Below are 21,258 nucleotides of genomic sequence, written 5' to 3'. Positions count from 1 at the left end.
GTATATGTAAAAGGAATATTATAGATTGGGCTTTGCCTTGGATATATGAAAACAACAACTACCACAATTTTCACCTAATGACAAAAGGTCGCGGCTACTAAGTAGAAGGCTTTATCAACACGAACCTTTTTTAATATAATTTTCGGAATTATTTTAATTTTAAATCACATGGATTTTATACTTGTTTTTTCTTATACTATTTATGTACAACGAACTACATTAATAAAAATAACTATAAGTTTTTAGAACTACGAAAGGTGTTTTTAAATTGAATAATATTAAACAACTATTCCAAAGCGAAGATGGCAATGGAAAACAGAGAGAGCAACTAGTAGGTTATCTTGAGAAAATTTTAACTACAATGGACACATTAAAAGATCCATCTAAAACGACACTTGGTCCAATGCAGGAACGCTCAGCTAACTTTTATCAAGAATTGATGGAAGAACATGGTGTTCCTACTAATGGTACGGGATTAGATACAGTCGTGAATTCATTAACGGACTTAATGAAAGGTCACCCATTCCATACTCATAACTTTGTAACAAACGTATTACCTATGGCAAGTATTCCAGGTATTTTAGGTCTATTTGTTAATTCTCTTTTAAATGGTAATAACTTATGGGATGTTTACGGACCTGCAGCTACAGAATCTGAAGTAAAAGTCATTTCTATGATGTCTAAATTGGTGGGATATGATTATACTAAGAGCTTCGGTTATACAACTTGGGGTGGTCAAGGTGCTGTATTCAGTGGACTTCGCGTAGCTATTGCAAAACAATTCCCACATGCGAAAGAAGAAGGTGTGCCAAATAACCTTTACTGTTTCGCATCTGAAAATGCGCATTATAGTTTATTAAAATCAATTGAAGCAGTAGGTATTGGGAGCAACCATTTAATCCGAGTTAAAGCCGGTAAAGATCATTCAATGGATATGGATGATTTACAAAAACGTTTATCTGAGGTCATCGAAAAAGGTGGTATTCCAGTATATATTGTTGCAACAACTGGGGCTACAGATAGTTTTGCAATTGACAATATTAAAGAGATTAAAGAAATTACAACTGCCTTAGAAAATCGTCATAACTTGAAACCAATTCATATTCACGCTGATTCAGCTTTAGGCGGATTTTATGCATTCTTTAATGATTATGATTTCGCCAAAAACCCACTGCAATTTGAAGATGAAGTTCTTGAAAGCTTAATGGTCATCCGTTCACGTATGCAATACCTATATATGGCTGATTCCTTATGCTTTGACTTCCAAAAACTCGGTCAAACTCCATACTTAACAAGTCTATTCCTATTAAAAGAAGGTAGTGCACTTGGTCTTCTAGATTTAGAAGATTTTGATACTCCATATGTAGGTAACCGTGGATATGGTTCATATCACACAGGCTATACATTAGAATGCTCTCGAATGGGTAGTTCAATTGCAATATATGCTGCTTTAATGGCATTTGGAAAAACTGGCTACCAAGAAATATTAGCGAATTATGTTCGAGTAAATCTAGCATTCCATCACCAATTAGCAGATAAAATACCATCCCTTCAAGTGGTTAATCCAACTAATATCGGGCCAATTACTGCATTCCGTCTATACCCTAATGGTTATAATTGGGATTCAGAACAAGCAGGTACTTATTCAGTTTCTGAAATTGAAAAAATAAATGCATTAAATTCATCTTTATTTGAAGTATTAGGTAAACACCGTGATGACGTGTTCTTTGGAGACACAACACGTATTTGTACTGTTGATGCATCTGACAGCACAGACCGTATTCCAGTTGGGGTAGCAAAATTCTTCTCCATTTCACCTTATACTGAAGTAGAACATATTCCTGCAATGATTGAGTCACTTCTACACTCAATTGAAGAATTGGAGGGTTCAGCCCTTGAAGTTTCTCTCTAAAAATAGACATTCAATGTTATTTAAGTATATTCTATCTTTTATCATTCCGATTGCGATAATTTCAACAATATTCGGTTCTATACTTTATTATACTTGTAACAATATTATCCAATATAAGGTAATGAGTCTTTTTGAAGATAAATTACACCTCGTTTCAAATGAAGTAATGGGGCATATAGATACTTCACTTGTTACGAATGCTGATAATAATGATCAAACACAATATAAAACTCTTTTAAATACGTTAAATATAGCAAAAAAACAGCAAAACATTCAAAATGCCTACGTTCTTTCCCGTTCTAATGGGCAAGAACATATTGTAGCGTTAAGTGGTACAGACAATCATAATGGCGCTTATAAATTTGACCCTAAAATGAATCAAGCAATTGATCAAGGAAAAGTCATGTATAGTGATATTTATAAAGATAAATACGGTGTTCATAAATCTATATTCATCCCTTTTAAAGGGACTGATATCATTTTTGGATTAGATATGGATGCTTCATTTATTTCGCAAATTCAAACACAAGTAATATGGGTTTCAGTAGGTTTAGCATTATTGTTCATTGTTGTAGGTGCAATACTAGCTTACATCATAAGTAAACAAATTATTAAGCCTGTCCTTGCTGTCAACAACTATGTGGATGAAGTCGCAAAAGGTAACTTAGCAGCTAAGCGATTTGAGATTAAAGGTAAAGACGAAATCGCCCAATTATCCTTTGGCGTTTATCATATGGTAGATGATTTAAGAACCATCATTTCACAAATTAGTTCAAATGCTGAGCAAGTAGCGGCTACATCTGAGGAATTATCTGCGGGATCAGAACAAACAAGCGCTTCTATTGAACAAGTTACAGTATCTATGCAAGAAGTGGCAGCTGGTTCTGACAAGCAAACCGACGCTGTTGAAGAAATCGGCGATAACGTCAATACTATTTCGAAAAAGATGAATGACGTAACTAACTACGTAGAACAAGTTAGTACAAAAGCGATTGATACAACCAAAACAGCTGAAAATGGTAAAGATATTATTCAAAACGCTGTAGAAAAAATGAATATAACAACTGACATGATTCATACAACTTCTGAAGTCGTGAATCGTTTAAACAATTACTCAAAAGAAATTGGCCAAATTGTTTCATTAATCACTGAAATTGCAGATCAAACAAACCTGCTTGCACTTAATGCCTCGATAGAAGCTGCACGTGCTGGTGAACATGGTAAAGGATTCGCTGTCGTTGCAGAGGAAGTAAGAAAGCTTGCGGATCAGTCAAGAATTGCCGCAAACGATATTAGTAACCGGATTGATTCAATCAAAGCTGAATCGACAAATGCTGTTGATTCTATGTCTACTAGTTATGAAAATCTACAAGTAAGTGCCGATGCTTTTGATGAAGCAGGTGATGCATTTAATGCAATTTATACATCTGTGTCCAATCTAACTTCTCAAATGACGCAAGTAAGTAATGCCATTGAAGCTATGAATAGTGGCGTTAGCAACATTGCAGAATCAATGGAAGAAGTCAGCGTAATCGTTGTTCAAAATTCTAGTAGCATTCAAAATGTTGCTGCCGCTTCTGAAGAACAAACTGCTAGCATGGAAGAAATCACCGCTTCTTCAAATAACCTAGCAGCCATGGCAGAAGAACTTCGAACATCTGTTAACAAATTTTCAATATAAATAAATACCGAAATTGTAGTATATGGAGTTAAATTTAACACTAGAATACTTATTTCACTAAAGTGTCAAGACCTTGATTTGGGTCTTGGCATTTTTCTTTTGACTTTTTATCCAAGGTCTCAGCAGAATAACTATTCCTTTTAGTTCTATGTCAGATGTTTTGGGAAGTCTTCAGTACAACTAACCACACCTTCCATAAAAAATACCACCTGATTCATCGAATCAGATGGTATTGATTAATCAAAATATATAAAATTGTCTGTGTCAGTCACCGATTATAAATGTCTATATCCTGCAAAATGGTTGCTCCAGTATGATTCATTCACTGAACTTACTTGTACTTTTGTACCACTTGCACTAACAAATTTTCCGTTCCCCATGTAAAGTCCGATATGAGAAATACCAGATTTATATGTATTTTTGAAAAATACTAAATCTCCTACTTTAGGTGAACTAGTTGCTGTTGAGATAGAGTAGAAACCAGCTGCTGTTGTACGGTAAGAAGCAAGCCCAGCATTTTTATATGCATAGTATACAAGTCCACTACAATCGAATCCGCTTGTTGATGCTCCACCGAATACATATGGTACACCTTGTTGAGCTAATGCGATTGATACAGCTTTTTCTAGTTTCGTATCGCCAGATATTGGCGCAACACTATCGCTTACTTTTTTTGTAGATCCTTTAACTTTTAACTTTTGTCCAGCTCTAATGTTTGTTGATTTTAAATTATTCCAGCTCATAAGTGTCTTGTACGATACACCATATTTCTTAGCGATTCCAGATAAAGTATCACCTTTTTTTACTGTGTATGTAGAAGTTGAGGTAGAAGAACTTTTCTTACTAGAGCTAGTTGATGAGCTCTTTTTAACTTTTAATTTTTGTCCAGCTTTAATATTTGTTGATTTTAAATTATTCCAACTCATTAGAGTTTTATATGAAATATGATATCTGGCGCCTATGCTTGATAATGTATCGCCTTTTTTTACTGTATATGTAGTAGTAGCTGCTGATGCAGTTGTTTCTTCACTAATTGTTGAGAATAGCATAATCGAGCTTAATGCCATTGCTGAGATGATGGTTTTTTTCAATTTTCTTAACTCCCTTTGTCTATTACTAATAGAATCTATTATAGAAGAGTTATGTAACAAACTTGTTATAGTAATATCAAAATAATATTACAAAATGAGAGATTATATTACAATAAATAATACTTATTTGCTATTTTTATTATCACAATCTTATAATGTTATCAATTTCACATCTTGCAATACGAATATTTTGAAGAAAAATAACAAAAGATTCGTTGATTACATTTGGAAACGAATCTTTTGCATTTTCTTTTATGAAATGCTTTCCAAATGGTGTTAACATACTTTTTACATTTTAAGTTTATTTTCAGTTTGTATTTTTGGGGCATTTGTATCGCTATAAATGGCTGTATCTTGTAAGTTCGTTTTTGCAAGCATTGCTTTAACTTCATTGTAGGACATGCCTGATTCGGCATTTTTTCGTTTTACTTCATCAATATCCGTCCCTGCTACTGTAAATCCATCACGCTTATAATTGCTCAACTGAACACCTCCATTTCTGTACCCCTTACTATTTCCGCAACGCGTAAAATTATGAGTAAAAATTATTTTGATCGTAAGTATCTTCTTTTGTTTTTTTACTTTTGTCTACTCTGTGATATTCAGAAATTTGAATAACCCGAACATTACTGGTATTCAATTCATGGTAAATCCCTCTATTATCTGTAAACGAAATATATTGGTCACGTTCACTCTGAATAAGTTTTTCCGCTGATTCTTGCGATTCAACAAAGATAAAACGTCTGACATAATGTTCTTGATCAAAAAAATAAGTAACCTTGAATTCTTTCATCGTTCATTTACACCTCAATATGTTCCAATGATTTTGTTTCACTTAGACTTCTATAGGATATCCAACTACTATCACTTGAAACATCATGACTAGTGGTTAAAAAAACTTTTTTGAATTTCATTTTATTTGATGCAAGGTGTACATTACTTTTCCAGAGTATTAATGAAGATTCAATTTGAATGTGACTGAGTAATAATCTTTTTCAGAGAAGTAATGTATGAACTGATTCTAAATCAAAAAACCTAATCTTTTGGAGATTAGGTTTTTTTGATAACTTATTTCATAACCGGAATTATGCTAGCTTTCCCAATGTTTCCTGCTTTATCTTTTGCATATACAGATAGCTTGGTATTTGCTTTTTGTTTTTTAATAGTTACTGAGAAGGTTCCTTTTTTGCTTACGGTACCTGAGCCAATAACAGTTTTGCCCACTTTTACATAGACTTTAGCGCCTACTTCAGCTTTTCCCGTTACTTTAGTTGAAGTTGTTTTCACTTTATTTACTAAAGGAGCTTTTGGTGCTGTTTTATCTACTACTGTAACCTTAGCGGCTTGACTGATATTTCCTGCTTCATCTTCTGCTGTTACAGATAGAATTGTACCTGATTTTTGACTAGCAATTGCTACTGAGAAATTCCCTGTTTTGTCTGCAATTACTGAGCCAATTGTTTTTGTTCCTACTTTGATGCTGACTTTTGATCCAGCTTCTGCTGTTCCAGTTACTTTTTTGTCTTTGTCACTAACTTGTTTGGCAACTGGTTTTGCTGGTGCTGTTTGATCTGTAACAATAATTTTGGTTTCCTTACTCTCATGATCTCCAGCCTTTGCTATTGCGTAAAGAATTGTTCCTGTTTTTAGTTTTTCACTGAGTGTTATAGAAAATGTACCATCAGATTTGGCAACAGTTTCTTTAATGAAATACTGTTTGTCTGTTATTCTTATTTTCACCCCTACATCAGCAGTACCTGTAATTTTCAAGCTTTCTGATGTCACAGTGTTTACTTTTGGAGCATTTGGAGTCACAGTTGGATCTGGTATTGGGCTTGGTTTCACAGGAGTTGTTGGATCTGGCGTTGGACCAGGTGTTGGTGTTGGGTCTGGTGTTGGTGTTGGTTTTGGATCTGGGTTCGGGTCTGGTTTTGGCTCTGGCTTTGGATCTGGTTTCGGATCTGGCTTCGGCTCTGGTGTTGGGTCTGGTTTTGGCTTTGGTTTGTCTGAGCCGCCCTCTAACTCAACAGATACTGAAGCAGATTGTGCATCCTTTGCCGAAATGTTTATTGAATAAACCCCATTAGTGTAATTTTTCGTATTAATGGTTGTTGAAATATTACCATTTGCATCGATTTCGGAATCCTTCCATTGATAATACTGAACTGTTTTATTATCAGCATCCTTTACTTCAAGCAATGGGGTAGTACCTTTTCCCGAATCGTTTCCTTTTAGCACAGTTCCTGAAACCTTAATTATTTTACCTACAACATATTTTCCTGCGTCAGTTTCTACAGTAACTTTTACATTACTATCTGCACTAGCTGGCGAAATAGCACTCAAGAACACAAGTACAGCAATTAAGGCGATGATTAAGTTTTTTTTCACGACATTCACTCCCATCTTGATAAAGAAGAGAGAGACCACAACGAATGTCCTCTCTTCTTTCATTTATTTATTTCACTGTAAATGTTGCTATTTTGCTTGATTCTGCGAGTGGGATTGGTTGATCATTAGTATCTAAGACAAACAACTCAACAGTATATTCGCCACTTTCAAATGAATCTAGCGGGATATCTAATTTGAAACGATTTTTCGCTTTGCCAATAACGTCGCTAGCATTATTTTCTTGGAAGTAAACGACTGCACCATCTTTATCTTTCACTTGGAAAACAGCTTTAGTATTTAATGTAGCTGCTCCTAAGTTTTTAACAATAGTTCTAATGCTAACTACGCGATCTTTTGCAAATGAACTCTCTACATTACCTAATTCATCAGTTACTAATGTTTTTTCAGTATCCACAGTAACTGGATAATTTGAAACATTGAAATATGAAATCTGTTTTTCAGAATCATCACTATCCTTAGCACCGATGATTAATTGGTACTTTCCGCTTTCTGCTAGTTTATCAGGTGTAAATGTACCTTCATATGTTGTACCTTTATCACCTTCGAGATTCGTTACTTTTCCACTTGGACCAACAACCTTTGCTTCCCAGTCAATGGATTTAGAAGCTGATGCAGTAATTACAGCAGGGTTATCTACTGTTACATTACTTTCATTTGAGATTTCTAATGAAGTAACAAATGGATTAGGTTCTTGAACATCTTTATAAATATTAATAGTCTTTTTCGTAATATGCCCAGCAAGGTCGGTTACTTGGAATACAACTTCATTTATCCCTTTCTCTAAATTTAGTTGGACTTTTTGTTCATGAGTTGTTTTTCTCATTACATATGGCTCTTTAAAATCGGTCGTATATTCTTCACTGCCATTTACTAATAAGCGTAGGTCATCAAAGTTGTCGCTTACTGTAACAGTTACTTCTGGATCTGTTGACTTTTTGCTTTCTACAGGGTCCGCAACTTGTGTAATAGGTGCCGATTCTTCATTTCCAACAACTTCAGATTTAGATTTGACTGTAGTGTCTATTTTTTCAGCTGATTCAGCATCTTGGATTGAATCATCATTTACAACTACTTCATTGTCTTTTGTTGCATCATCATCTTTCTCTGGCTCTTTAACTTCTGAGCTTTCCATCGCTACAAAATTATTGTCTGGCAGACCACTTACTGACAATGTCGGCCCTTCTGTATCAATGATGATTTGTCTTCTGAATTCAATTTTATTGCCAACTTTATCAGCACCTTCAAAGTAAATATCATGGACACCATCTTCTGTAAATTTAATCATGGTAGCAAAATCATATTGTTTTGTTACAGGGTTATATACTAATTTGACATCATTTGTTTTATTAGTTAGTTTATCGCCTTTTATTTTCAAGTAATCTACTTCTGAACCATCAGTTACATAACCAGTAACAGGGATGTCACGTGTATCGTAAACTCCTAGAGCTTCAGGTGTATCAGACACAATATATGGAATCGTAGTATCTCCAGGGCTTGATGTCGTTAATCCACCGTGGTTATATGCGTAGTCATAAGCAATTACTTGGATGCTTGTCTTATCTGCCAATTTTCCAACATTCACTCTATAATTACTTTGTGTGCTAGGTTGTAAATTACCTAATAATTTCCCATTTGCATAAACTTCAATAAATTGCAATCCACTACCCTTTTCATCTGTTGCATTGAATGATAGAATCCCCGTCTTCTTACTATATGCTATGCTTGAAACAACAGGTGCTGTATTATCAACGATAATTGGGAACTTCGTTACTTGATTGTCTTTACCAGCAAGATCGACTTGCGTTTTTACTTGGTAATAGTACGTACCATCAGCAGCCTTCTTGTTATTCAAATATCCATCCCATTCTGTGTAAAAAGGTTTGTATGAATAGATAGAGCCATTGCTTTTTCCATTATGATAAGTTTTACGCTGTTCTTTGTCCGTACGGAGTTTTCGTAATACCTTACCACTAGCATCTGTAATTGCGTATTCAACTGTTTTACTATTTCGTAAGAAGGACAACACCGGCGTTACAGTTTCATTTAAACCGTCACCATTTGGTGAAATAGCGATTTTATCTTTACTGTAAGTCTTTTTGAATGGATTGTATCCAAGGTAATATCCTTCATCATCCACCATTCCAGAAACGTTATAATAAGAACCTGTATCATATTTTGTTGCATCTAGAACAGGTGGTTTGTTCCAATCTCCTTTAAAACCTAAATAAGGAACAGAAAGATTTGGATACGCTACATCTTGAGAATCATTTGTAAGGGTGATGAAACCTTCTACGAAGTATCCATTCTTTTGGATTGCTTCTAATGCAGCTTTTGCTTTTGAAAGATCGACTTGAACGGTAATATCTTGAGTTTTGCCTGGGAATATAGTGATATTTTTCTTATCTATTGTTATCTTGGCGTCTTTAACTATTTGTTCTTTTAAAGCATTTACTGCTGCCGTTTCTGAACCAGAAGTCGCATCAGTTAAGACAGATGCATCAACTTTATAAGAAACATTTTCTTTACCAAAATTAGTTGCTTTAACTGTCATATAAAACATATCATCTTTTATTTCTTTTAGTTCAATTTTTCCTTCATGTGTACCTTCTGCTTCAACATAAACAGGAGTAGTAACGGCTGCATTCAGTTGCATCAAACCAGCACCTTGTTGACGTGGAGAATAAGGAAGATTATTATTCGTAGAATCGGTTACAATTTTAGCTGTATTCATCAATAATGTTTTTGCGCGTTTTACTTTGTCTGCTCCTGTCAAATTCGGGAATGCTTCTTGAACTTTCTCTAGTACTAGAGCTGAGCCACCTGATACGTGTGGTGCTGCCATGGAGGTACCACTCATAACACCATATTTATCATCATTTAATGTCGAATAAATTTGTCCACCCGGAGCCGTAATTTCAGGTTTCATCTCAAGGCTTGGTGTAACCCCCCAAGAGCTAAATGATGAAATTTTCCCTGCAGAGCCATTCACCACAGTAGTCATTTTACCTGTGAAATTTACTTTACCTACTCCACCTGCTGCTTTAATCTTTGTTTCTAACATAGTACCATCAGATACCCCTAACGAAACTAATGGAATCGTAGGATTAGTTAGAGCCATACTTACATAATCTCCATGTGCGGCAGTACCTTTGATAATGACACCTGCTGCTCCTGCTGCTTCAGCTTGTTTTTGGATTTCTGTATAGTTCGGATTACTCGCATTTCGAACTGCAAAAACTACTTTCCCTTTTACATTTTTATCCTTATATTCTGCAGGGCTACCATCACCAACATAAACAACATCTTTTTCAGTATCTTTTCCAAATACTTCTAAAGGTAATGGAGAAGATTGCGTTTTATATGCAACTGGAAGTGTTTCATTACCAATCTTCATATTTAGTTGGTCAAGAGTAATTTTCGAATTTTCAATAGATGCAACCGACAATGAATTTGTAGAAAGGCCAGGAGAACCTACAAGTCCGATATCTGGATTTGTAGCTAATGGATTTCCATAATTCGCTCCATATTGAGCTGAGTTACCTGCAGAAATAGACATTAACACACCATTATTAACCGCACGATCAATCGCCTGTTGCTCTAAACTAGTCGAATCAACGAAACCAGCAGTTGATCCTAAACTCATATTCATTACATCTGCTCCAAGGATAATCCCATCATCTATTGCTTTAATATAAATATCACCGAATGTTGATGGCATTGCCTGGTCATTACCAAATACTTTTAACGCCAATAATTGTGCATTGGGAGCGACCCCTTTAATCCCTTTGCCATCTGTTTCATCGCCATTTGCACCAACCGTACCTGCTACGTGCATTCCGTGCATTGAAGCATCTGGACCAAGATCAAGTATTTCGCTATTTTTATCTGCATAGTTGTAGCCATATGGAACTTTATCAGAGTAAAATCTACCAGAAAGATTAGCGTCTTTTACAAGAGTACCAACTTTATCCTTACTTAATTTTATTTTCTTATTCTTATCCAAAACCATATCTTTATGAGTATCATCGATACCCGTATCTATGACCCCTACAACCATCCCTTCGCCATCATAGCCAGCATTCCATGTTTGCATGGCTTCGACCAATTCTTTACTTGATAGCATTTCAGGTTTTTCTGTGGGCCTTTCATACTCATTAACGATACTGACGTCTTTTACGTTATCTAGCTTTTCAAGATCCTCAATATCCCCATATTTTACTTCCCCGCTGACCCCGTTAACCACTGTAGTAAATTGATTTTCAACTTTAAAACTAATATCTTCGTCTTTTACATCTGATATAAATTCATCTTGTTGCTTTTCTACTTTTGATATCAATTCATCTTTTTTAGACTCTTTTAAGTCTTTGAATCTAACTCCTTGCTTGGTAGAGTAAGTAATCGCTGGTTCTCCCTTCAACTCAACAATTACTCTCACTTTGTCACTATCTTTAAAATCCTTTGTAGCTTCACTAATTTTCTCTGTTGCTTCTTTCATTTTTGAAAACTCGTCCAACACGTTGCTTTCTTCCGCTTTTGCAAAATTTGCATTAAACGGAAGACTAGATACGGTCAATAATGAAATCAGACCAGCAATGGCACTCTTTCTTAATCCCCAACTATTTTTCAATCGTATCTCCCCTTTTTTAAAAATTATTAAGTGAAATAAATCTCCCGCTCCTTTCTCATAAATAGAAGAATCTAATAACATCTTATTTTGGTAGTTATTAAAAAATGCTAACTTTTAAGATATTATTAAAAAATTGTGAATATTGTAGAGCTTAGAAGAAGCTAAACTATAAAATATGTAACAATAGAAATTTATCAATTTATACAAAAGAATCACTATTAAAATGAGTCAATTTCATAAATGCTTTTCTAGTAAAAAAATATGAATATTTTCTAAATAAGCAACTCAATAATTCGGATAATATTTCATTCCCTGTATTTACTAGTATGCCGCTCCAGATGGCGCTTTCGTGCTGAGCGAGCGTTGAGCCTCCTCGGAAGCTAAAACATTGTGCTCCTGCATCGCTTCGCTAGCTTCGTCGCAGGACATTGAATGTGCTTCCTTGAATTCGCTCCGCACGAAGAAAATGCGAATGCATTTTCGAGGAGTCACCATCTTCCGCTTCATGGACAATTTTCTAATTGATATGGCATATAACAATGATCCATTTAATGTTCGTGTTTTTTATCAAAACTTTGCATTATGAAATTAATTCAAATAACAAACTTAACTAAGTTACCATTCATCAACATAATCTTTAATGAAACATCAGATACTAACTTCTATAAAACCTTCATAAGTTTTTATATCCCACCAATGCTTAAAATACTTTTATACAAAAACCCCTAATCTCATAGATTAGGGGCACAATATTTTTCAAGACACTTATATTCTGTTAATTGTTCAAACAAACACTAATTTCACGATTGTTTCTGATCAAGGCGACGAATATTTTTCCTTCTTTGTCGTAGCGGTTGTCTCATCGGAATATGATATTACAACATTATAAAACGGAGGAAACGATTATGCATTCCTTATTTCCCTATTTCTTTTTAGGGGTTTCTTTAGCTGCTCCTATTGGGCCAGTAAAGGCTACTTTGCTTAATTTAGGCATTAAAAACGGGTTTTTCCACGCTTGGTTTTTCAGTCTTGGAGCGATCGCCACAGATTTAACGTATATGCTCTTAGTGTACTTTGGCATTGGACGTTTCATAGAATATCCAGTTTTCAAAACCATTTTATGGTCTTTTGGCTGTTTTGTTCTATTGTATACGGGGATTGAGAATTTACTTACAATGCACAAAGTTAAACTTGATTCCAATTTTAAAAAAGTGTTGCGTCTCAGACATTCACTTCTATCAGGATTCCTTATCGCATTATTAAATCCTTTAACAATTCTTTTTTGGCTAGGAATCTATGGCTCCGTTTTGGTAGGTGGATCAGGGAGACTAAGTGGATTGGAAATAGCATTTTATAGTCTATTTATATTGTTGGGTATAATATTGGTGGATTTTATAATGGCAATTTTATCAAGCGGTTCAAGAAAAGTTTTATCTTATAAGTTTTTAAACATCGTATCTGCTTTATCTTCTATTTCTATGATTGGTTTCGGCATTCATTTTGGTATACAAGCATATAAATCGCTATTTTAATTCTCCTCATCGTAAAAGTATTTTAACCGAAAATATAATAAACCTTGCACAGCATAAATTCAGTACTTTTGGAAACCATATCTATATTAATTGAAAAATATATAGAGGTGTTTTTATGGAGAATGCCGATAGAAATGAGGAAAAGGTTAGTATATGGTGTATCACCAGCTTAGCCTCAATTCCTCTTGTTATGACACTTGGAAATTCTATGCTAATTCCCGTTCTCCCCATCTTGGAAAAAAAAGTGGGGATCTCTTCATTTCAATCAAGTATGATAATTACCAGTTATTCAGTGGCAGCCATCCTGCTCATTCCAGTAGCTGGTTATTTATCTGACCGTTTTGGTCGCAAAATAGTCATCCTACCAAGTTTACTTTTCGCGATTATTGGTGGATTAATAGCTGCTTTAGCTTCATGGAAAATGGAAAATCCCTATACAATGATCATTATAGGAAGAATACTGCAAGGTATGGGGGCTGCTGGTGCTATGCCCATTGTTATACCACTCGTTGGCGATTTGTATAATGGTGACGATGAAAAAACAAGCGCCACTCTAGGAATTATCGAAACATCTAACACATTTGGAAAAGTTTTAAGTCCCATTCTCGGTTCAGCTTTTGCCGCCTTTTTATGGTTTCTTCCGTTTTTCTCTATATCAGCATTTAGTTTAATCTCTATTATCTTGATCTTCTTCTTTGTAAAAACACCAAAAGAAAAAGAGCCTCCTGTAGCATTTAAAGAATTTTGGAAAAGGGTCAAAAATACGTTCAAACAAGATGGTAGTTGGCTAATTGTAGTATTTCTAAATGGCATTTTCGTTATGCTAGTACTATTTGGCATGCTATTTTTCCTTTCTGAGCATCTTGAAAAAGGGCATCACATAAAAGGAGTTAAAAAGGGATTTGTTTTAGCAATTCCTTTATTATTGCTGTGTATCGCTTCGTACGTAACTGGAAGGAAAATTAAAGGGAATTTGAAAACAATCAAGGTAATAATCATTATTTGTTTAATCATTGTCTCTGCAAGCATTGTGTTCGTCGGATTTTCAAAGGAAAGTTTAACTCTTTTGTTGATCGTCACAAGTATCGCAGGAATCGCGTTAGGGGCACTCCTTCCAGTGCTCGACGCAATCATTACAGAAAATATTCAAAAAGAAGAGCGCGGTACAGTCACCTCTTTTTACAGCTCCGCTAGATATATTGGTGTTGCAGCTGGCCCTCCTATTATGTCACTCGTGATGGAAAATTATCTAAACACGAGTTATATTGTGGCAGGCGTGTTAGGACTGATTCTGTTATTTTTAGTTCTCAAATATATAAAAGTCGAATCAATCGGTGACTGACCATGAAGGCTAATCTCTAAAAAAATGAAGGGACGGATTCTTTTTAAATGTAGAATCCGTCCTTCAATATCTTTTCATTGATAAAAATTTGTAAATGTTTTTATTTAGCATTTAAGCTAATAAGAATGAGTGTGATTCCTGCAAAGAGGCAAATCATTCTAGTCACAGAAATTTTATCAGCTAGTCCAAATAATGCAATCGCAGTAGTTACAATTAATACAGTTGGCCCTACTAAAGCAAGCATCGTATTAATATAGAAAGCTTTTTCTAAACTATTGAATTTTAGCATAAACAAAGCTGCTGTTACTTCAATACTTCCAGACAGTAGACGCAAAATAACAATAAGAAGAAGCGATTTTTCAATAACTTTCATCATCCAATCTTTATTAAGATTAAGTTTTAAGATCATGCAACTAAAGCTGTTTAATTGCCTTTAAAATATAAATACAGCTTTTATTTTAAGAAAATCGTCAAATTCAATATATGTATGATTGATACGGATTATTTTTGTTATCTCATTATTTTTATTGCAAAATCGCTCATAGAAAAAGCCATCTGATTTAGTAGAGATCAGATGGTTAATGTAGGTTTATTTGCTGTCTAAAATCTTGTAAGCAGATAGGCTATTTGTACAGCTATTCTAGTTTTCTCTTGATGAGCTCAATATATGGTTTTTTGTCATAATCTTGATAAATCCCCAGTGTTAATCTCACTGGATCTCCGAAGAAGAAGCGTTCGTATAGTGTTTGGCGTGTGCCAAAAGGACTCATAGTGGCATCCCATGCTAAGCGGAATAGTTTGACACGGTCTTCTGCATTATTCCCCTTGGATTGAAGGTATTGATCTAAATCCTTTCTAATTGGAGAGTGAAATGCGCTTTCTGTAGGGATGGACATTAGTCCACTTGCTCCTAGCAACTGCACAATTTCTGTAAATCGCGGATATACTTTAGGGTAAATATTAATGGCAATTCTAAGTGTGGTGAAATCCGGTTGCATTAAACCAGATTCATTCACTTTTGCATCTACTTCAGATTTAATCACTAAAGCCTTCAAAGTTTCTAACGCAACCATGATTTCAGCAGCCTTTTCTTGCACATGATGGTAGATTGAAATATTGATTGAATCGATGATGGACAGAACAATACCCAGCATGAATTCGGTTTTTACAATCTGTCGAGATAGAACCTGATGCAATGCAAATGGTTGAAACGAACTTTGGTTAAGATAAGACTGCGCAACATCTATATTGTCATAAAAGAATACACGTTCCCAAGGAACCACGACATTATCAAAAACAACAATCGTATCCATTTCTTCAAAGCGAGAGCTCAATGGATAGTTAAATTTGGAATCTCCTCCAACAAAGGATTCTCTACAAATAAACTTAAGTCCTTTGCTGTTGCTAGGAATGGAGAATGCAAATCCACTCTCATCATCATATGGTTTACCTGCTGATACTAATAGCATTTCATCTGTTATTCCGCCCTGAGTTGCAAGTAAACGAGCTCCTTTTACAACTAATCCTTCATTCGTTCTATCAACAATACTTGCTGAAATAGGCTCTGTTGATCTTTCCCAATAGTTTAAACTTCTATCTACTTGTGGTTCAATAAAAGTATGAGTAAGGGATAAATCATTATCACGGACATATTCATAGTATTTTCTAATATTCTCAGGAAAACAATTCTCCTCTCCTTCCATCAAATGTGCTGAAGCTGCGAGCGTCATTAGCGTCGTATTCATATAATCTGGACTTCTTCCCATCATTCCGTTACTCTCTCTAGCCCACTGCTGTACCATTGCTCTTTTCTTTGCCAGGTCTTCTTTCGTCTTTGGCATTAAAAAGGAAAGCCCTACCGCTTCACCAGTTGTTGGAGATGGATAAGTCATGAGTTCTTTTAATTTTTCATCATGTTGCAAATCGTAAAGACTTGCTTGGCTTTGCATTACCCCCTTAAACGCTGGATGTTCCGAAATATTGCCCGTCACCTGTTTTCCATCGATCCATACATTCGTTTTCAGCTTATTGATCCGATCAATGTATTGCGCTCCTGTAATCGCAGGCATATCTTTCCCCCTTGTTCTTAACAATACAAAATACCAAAATCAGGTATGCATCTAAGTTTATACTATGAAAAATACTGCTGAACGGTGACAATTAGGATGGAGCGTAAGAAAATGATTGAGGAGACTTCTGTCAATCCATTTTAGTTCCAAAACAAAATGCCTCAAATCTCCAAAGAGATAAGAGGCCTAATTAAAATGTAACGAATTGAATGTGGTAGGGATAGTAGTGGATTCTATTCCGCTTCTAATTCCTTATCAAGCATCTCAAAAATCTCATTATAGCTAGGACCAGATTCGGCATTTAGTCTTTTTACTTCATTAATATCCGTTCCAGTCCATGTATACTTTTTTGGCTCATCGATATCTGGCACTTCGTTAGTAGGACCTCCTACATCACTATTCGCAATAATTTCTTTTATTTCATTATATGTTGGTCCAGATTCAGCATTCTGTCTTTTTACTTCCTCAATATCAGTTCCTACGGATGTATATTTCTTGCCACTCATTTACTCACCTCCATTGTGCATCTAACTAGTGTCTTAATCTGCACCTAATTGCTCTTCGAATGTCTCATTTTCTTCATTTTTAGAAGGATGAGGTTCTACTTTTCCCCCTTGTGATTCGTGGATAGACAGACCACCTGATGAGAAAATTGGAGGCTTATTATAATTTACCGGGTGGCTATAAGCTGATGTAGCAGTTCCACCATAATCTGCAACGACCGATTTGATTGCGTTGCTCGTTGTACCTGGATATGTGCCTTTTCCTATAACTTTTTCTACACCTGTTTCAGTCTTCGTAGATTTTTTTAGATTGTCATTATTCATTGAATCACCTCCATATTATGTATTGTTATAATTCCACAAAAGAAAATTTTTATGAGAACGTTTTTCTATTATTGGAAAGGAATTTTAGATTGGATACCATTTTTTATTGATTATGATATGTATTACTTACCTAATTCTAACACCTAGTTATAATTTCCCCTCTTTTTGGAAAGGATGTATTTAGCTTTTAAAGAAGGAGGTGGAAATGATGATTAAGAAGTTATTCGGTGTGGTACTTTTATGTTTCATAGCTTTTGTAGCAGGATCGTATTATACTATGAACAATCCTTCCACTCCTCTCAATGATTGGAATAAAACTAGTGTTGAGTTATTTGCTTCTACACCGGCAACCCTTAATTCGGCATTCGAAGATTTAAAGATTGTCTTAACCACATCACTGGATTTTATTGATAGCAAAATCGAAAACTTACTATCTCAAGAAAAAGACGTTTCTAATAATATAGAAAAAACTCAGCCCAACCATGGTAACCCTTTAGAGAAACCAACTGATGATTTGCAAAAGATCGATGTTGACCATGAAGAGATAGATAAGATGCCTGCGAGAGGCGGGATTGCACTTTGATTAATACCATCCTCTTATTAAAATATAAATACCCTATCCGAAGTAGTTTCAATCTTACGGATGGGGTATTTTTTGTTTCATGAAATTGCTTTTTTGATTACTCTCGAGTTGTTGCCGTTTCTTGCGTTTTTTGATAATTCACTCGCGAATTCAGCCAATTTACTGTTACGTCTTAACTTGAAGTCAATTCAGCGTGTGACTGATATCTCAAAAAACACAAATATTTAACGCTAAAAACTAAATATCATACGTTTTATATAGACTTATTCAGTATTAATTTCTATAATAATTATAAAAACAAAATAAAATACGAACATTAAGGTGATTCTATGAAAAAATATGCGCAAATTTTCCAAGGAACTGCTTTTTCCAGCAAGTCACCTAAGGAAATACAAATTTTAAAAGATTATCTTTTCTGTATTAATGAAGAAGGAATGATTGAAAAAGTTGTAGCACCAGAAGATGAGGCCTATCAGTATTTACTAGATACTTATGCGGATCAAACGAACTTTCATCGTTTAGCTGAAGGAAAATATTTCTTACCTGGTTTTGTTGACTTACATGTCCATGCGCCTCAATGGGCACAATCTGGCACTGCATTAGACATTCCACTTTATGATTGGCTAAATACATATACTTTCCCGCTTGAATCTAAATTTTCAAATCTGGAATTTGCGAAAAACGTCTATCGAGATTTAGTCAGTACCTTACTTGCAAACGGAACAACCACTGCACTTTACTTTGCTACTGTTCATAAAGAAGCTAGTTTACTGTTAGCCGAAATATGCGCTAAAAAAGGACAACGTGGTCTAGTTGGAAAAGTAGTAATGGATGATCCTGAGCAAAACCCTGACTATTATCGTGACTCGGATACTGATAAAGCTTTAAAAGATACAGAGGAATTTATTTTAGCTGTGAAAGAATTAGCAAAATCAGTTAAACAAGGTGTCTATCCAGTCGTTACACCACGCTTTATACCTAGTTGCACTGATGACGCTTTAAAAGGATTAGGAGAACTAGCTGATAAATACGATACTCATGTGCAATCACATTGCAGTGAAAGTGATTGGGCACATGGCTATGTAAAAGAGCGCTTCAATCAGAATGATGCCTTTGCATTGCATGATTTTGGGCTATTACGTGATAAGTCTGTCATGGCACATTGCAATTTTCTAAATGATGATGATGCAAACTTGTTTGCTAAAACAGGGACTGCAATCAGTCATTGTCCTATTTCGAATGCTTATTTTGCCAATAGCGTTATTCCTATTGCTCATTTCCATTCAAAGGGTGTTGAGATTGGTTTAGGATCCGATGTTTCTGGAGGCTTTTCACCTAGTCTTTTTGATAATGTAAGACAAGCCGTGATGTCTTCTAGGATGTTAGAAGATGGTGTCAATCCAAATTTACATGCAGAAGTAAGAGGTTTACCATCTTCTCGTATTACGATTAATGAGGCATTCTATCTTGCAACTGCTGGCGGTGGGGCAAGCTTAAGCTTGCCAATCGGTAAATTAGAAGAAAACTTTGTCTGGGATGTGCAAGTTATTGATACCAAAATAGCGTCTGCAAAACTCCCTATTTACAATGAGGAAGAAGATTTAATAGATATCTTCCAAAAAATCATGTATCTTGTTCGACCAGAAAACATTCGTGAAGTCTGGGTTCAAGGAGAACTTGTTCATTCACGATAAGGCATGGATAAATCTATTTATCTCTGCTCATTTCACGTCCTAAAAAAGATTAAAAACAGCACCTAGTTTCCAAAGAAACTAGGTGCTGTTTATGTGTTGTTACTCAAATATCCCAGTCAATATATATTGGGCCTGTTGTTTTTTGGTCATGCTTTTTATCTCTTTCTTTTGTATTGCGTACGTTTTGATAGGTGTGATGAAATTTGATGTTGATGCTAATGAAATGGCATCTTGATTACTTATAATTACATCATTTGCTTGAAGCCCTTTTACAACTTGATTTTTACCTTTATATGCTACACCCAAAGTAATTGGTTGTTTTTGAACAACTCCATTGGTAGTAAGCTGATATACATATTGTTTATTGCCAGATTTCCACATCGATTTAGAAAAGATAATTGGTACGCCTGATGCTTCATCTACTGTTACTTGCATATTCATATTAGTTCCAACCAACAAAGGCTTTTCTTTTTTGACAGCTGCCATTTGACTTTCTTGATTTTGCGTATCTGTTGTTTGTCCAGATTGGGTCTGTCCATCTTTTTTTCCTTCAACAGATAAAGATTCAGTGTTGCCTGTCTTCTTATTTTTATCAGCACCAGCTTCTTTCACTGCTTCTGAATTTAGCTTAACCAAAAATGAATACATAGGTTCTTTATTTTTCTTTTTATCTTTAATCGGATAAGTAATGACCTTCGAAACGGTCCCTTTGTAAGTTTGATTCGTTAGTTTTGAATACAATTTCACTTGTTGACCATTCATTACTTCTTGGATTTGTTTTGCAGGTAAAATAGCCTTCACAACGGAATTCGTAGAAGCGATTGTCATCATCGGATCTTTTAAATCCGAGTTAATTTTCACTATCTGACCATCAACAGTACTTACAACATTTAAATCAGTTAACTGTTTTTCAACTCTAGATACCTTTGCTTCATTTTCAGTTAAGGCTGCTTCAAGTTTACCCTTTTCTGCTTCTGCCTCTGCAATCTTCTCTTGAACATTTCCTTCAACAATAGATGATAGATTCACATTTACATCTAGTTTAACTTTTTTGTTGTTAGAACTTGTACTAGTCGTATCTGAAGTTGCATTTGTATCGATTTGTTGCAATTGGGAGATTTCTTGGTCAATACTGTCCATTTCACCTTGTAATCGTTTTGCTTCATCTTCTAAATCTGCTTTTCTTTCTTCAACCTTTTGTGAATCGTAAGAGAATAAAGGCGTACCACTTGTCACTACGTCTCCTTCTTTTACTAAGATTTCACCTAAGGAACCTTTTTGACTGTCAAAATACACATGGGTTTCAGTTTCTGGCTGTGTAACACCATTTGTATGTAATATTTTTTTCACATTTCCTTTATTTATTGTTGTCCAATCACTTATATTAATTGTTCGAGCTGCCTTACTATCTTCCTTTAATAAGAGGAAAAGATTACTCCCAACAAAAATAACTACTATTGCAGCAATAAGATACTTGCCCCATTTTTTCAA

16 protein-coding genes are annotated in these 21,258 nt (G+C 35.0%); 6 read left to right on the top strand and 10 right to left on the bottom strand.

Going from position 1 to position 21,258, the window contains the following annotated elements; all coding sequences use genetic code 11:
* Positions 1 to 268 precede the first annotated feature (268 nt).
* On the top strand, positions 269 to 1,912 hold the full coding sequence (locus Q8X41_RS15860) for a pyridoxal phosphate-dependent decarboxylase family protein (RefSeq protein ID WP_397537210.1): 1,644 nt from the start codon (positions 269 to 271) through the stop codon (positions 1,910 to 1,912).
* Positions 1,896 to 3,593 (top strand): methyl-accepting chemotaxis protein, encoded by a 1,698-nt coding sequence (locus Q8X41_RS15855; protein ID WP_397537209.1) that lies wholly within the window; start codon positions 1,896 to 1,898, stop codon positions 3,591 to 3,593. Before Q8X41_RS15860 ends, Q8X41_RS15855 begins: the two co-directional genes overlap by 17 nt.
* A 275-nt stretch (positions 3,594 to 3,868) precedes the next feature.
* Here Q8X41_RS15855 and Q8X41_RS15850 read toward each other — a convergent pair whose 3' ends face one another.
* From Q8X41_RS15850 to Q8X41_RS15830, 5 genes are all read right to left on the bottom strand, one after another.
* Positions 3,869 to 4,684 (bottom strand): LysM peptidoglycan-binding domain-containing protein, encoded by an 816-nt coding sequence (locus Q8X41_RS15850; RefSeq protein WP_397537208.1) that lies wholly within the window; start codon positions 4,682 to 4,684, stop codon positions 3,869 to 3,871.
* A gap of 288 nt (positions 4,685 to 4,972) precedes the next feature.
* On the bottom strand, positions 4,973 to 5,167 hold the full coding sequence (locus Q8X41_RS15845) for a gamma-type small acid-soluble spore protein (RefSeq protein ID WP_397537207.1): 195 nt from the start codon (positions 5,165 to 5,167) through the stop codon (positions 4,973 to 4,975).
* A 49-nt stretch (positions 5,168 to 5,216) separates the two neighbouring features.
* Entirely contained in the window at positions 5,217 to 5,477 is a 261-nt protein-coding gene (locus tag Q8X41_RS15840; protein WP_397537206.1) for a hypothetical protein, read from the bottom strand.
* Between the two features lie 275 nt (positions 5,478 to 5,752).
* Complete coding sequence (locus Q8X41_RS15835; protein WP_397537205.1) at positions 5,753 to 7,072, bottom strand: Ig-like domain-containing protein; 1,320 nt, start codon at positions 7,070 to 7,072, stop codon at positions 5,753 to 5,755.
* Between the two features lie 67 nt (positions 7,073 to 7,139).
* Positions 7,140 to 11,720, bottom strand: a complete 4,581-nt coding sequence (locus Q8X41_RS15830; protein ID WP_397537204.1) for a S8 family serine peptidase — start codon at positions 11,718 to 11,720, stop codon at positions 7,140 to 7,142.
* 905 nt (positions 11,721 to 12,625) lie between these two features.
* On the opposite strand from Q8X41_RS15830, the gene Q8X41_RS15825 reads away from it, so the two are divergent.
* Both Q8X41_RS15825 and Q8X41_RS15820 read left to right on the top strand, forming a co-directional pair.
* Positions 12,626 to 13,252, top strand: coding sequence for a LysE family transporter (locus Q8X41_RS15825; protein ID WP_397537203.1), 627 nt, complete (start codon positions 12,626 to 12,628; stop codon positions 13,250 to 13,252).
* A gap of 115 nt (positions 13,253 to 13,367) precedes the next feature.
* A complete protein-coding gene (locus Q8X41_RS15820) occupies positions 13,368 to 14,594 on the top strand; it encodes an MFS transporter (RefSeq protein WP_397537202.1) in 1,227 nt (408 codons plus the stop codon).
* A 100-nt stretch (positions 14,595 to 14,694) separates the two neighbouring features.
* Here Q8X41_RS15820 and Q8X41_RS15815 read toward each other — a convergent pair whose 3' ends face one another.
* The 4 genes from Q8X41_RS15815 to Q8X41_RS15800 form a co-directional block, all read right to left on the bottom strand.
* Positions 14,695 to 14,970, bottom strand: a complete 276-nt coding sequence (locus Q8X41_RS15815; protein WP_397540286.1) for a YqhV family protein — start codon at positions 14,968 to 14,970, stop codon at positions 14,695 to 14,697.
* A 259-nt stretch (positions 14,971 to 15,229) separates the two neighbouring features.
* Positions 15,230 to 16,663 carry a 4-hydroxyphenylacetate 3-monooxygenase, oxygenase component gene (hpaB, locus tag Q8X41_RS15810; RefSeq protein WP_397537201.1) on the bottom strand — a complete coding sequence of 478 codons (1,434 nt, stop codon included), beginning with the start codon at positions 16,661 to 16,663 and terminating at the stop codon, positions 15,230 to 15,232.
* A gap of 233 nt (positions 16,664 to 16,896) precedes the next feature.
* The gene (locus Q8X41_RS15805; protein ID WP_397540325.1) at positions 16,897 to 17,169 is read right to left on the bottom strand and encodes a hypothetical protein; all 273 of its coding nucleotides are present in this window, start codon (positions 17,167 to 17,169) and stop codon (positions 16,897 to 16,899) included.
* A 33-nt stretch (positions 17,170 to 17,202) separates the two neighbouring features.
* On the bottom strand, positions 17,203 to 17,490 hold the full coding sequence (locus tag Q8X41_RS15800; RefSeq protein WP_397537200.1) for a hypothetical protein: 288 nt from the start codon (positions 17,488 to 17,490) through the stop codon (positions 17,203 to 17,205).
* 208 nt (positions 17,491 to 17,698) lie between these two features.
* Here Q8X41_RS15800 and Q8X41_RS15795 point away from each other — a divergent pair, with 208 nt between their 5' ends.
* Together Q8X41_RS15795 and guaD are read left to right on the top strand one after the other, a co-directional pair.
* Positions 17,699 to 18,073 carry a hypothetical protein gene (locus Q8X41_RS15795; RefSeq protein WP_397537199.1) on the top strand — a complete coding sequence of 125 codons (375 nt, stop codon included), beginning with the start codon at positions 17,699 to 17,701 and terminating at the stop codon, positions 18,071 to 18,073.
* A 329-nt stretch (positions 18,074 to 18,402) separates the two neighbouring features.
* Positions 18,403 to 19,767 carry a guanine deaminase gene (guaD, locus tag Q8X41_RS15790; RefSeq protein ID WP_397537198.1) on the top strand — a complete coding sequence of 455 codons (1,365 nt, stop codon included), beginning with the start codon at positions 18,403 to 18,405 and terminating at the stop codon, positions 19,765 to 19,767.
* Positions 19,768 to 19,866: 99 nt separating this feature from the next.
* On the opposite strand, the gene Q8X41_RS15785 is transcribed toward guaD, so the two are convergent.
* Positions 19,867 to 21,258, bottom strand: coding sequence for an efflux RND transporter periplasmic adaptor subunit (locus Q8X41_RS15785; RefSeq protein WP_397537197.1), 1,392 nt, complete (start codon positions 21,256 to 21,258; stop codon positions 19,867 to 19,869).

This window comes from Rummeliibacillus pycnus (assembly GCF_044359855.1).
Lineage (GTDB): Bacteria > Bacillota > Bacilli > Bacillales_A > Planococcaceae > Rummeliibacillus > Rummeliibacillus pycnus_A.
Note: the sequence above shows the minus strand (reverse complement) of the source record. Positions and strands in the feature narration are given on the sequence as shown.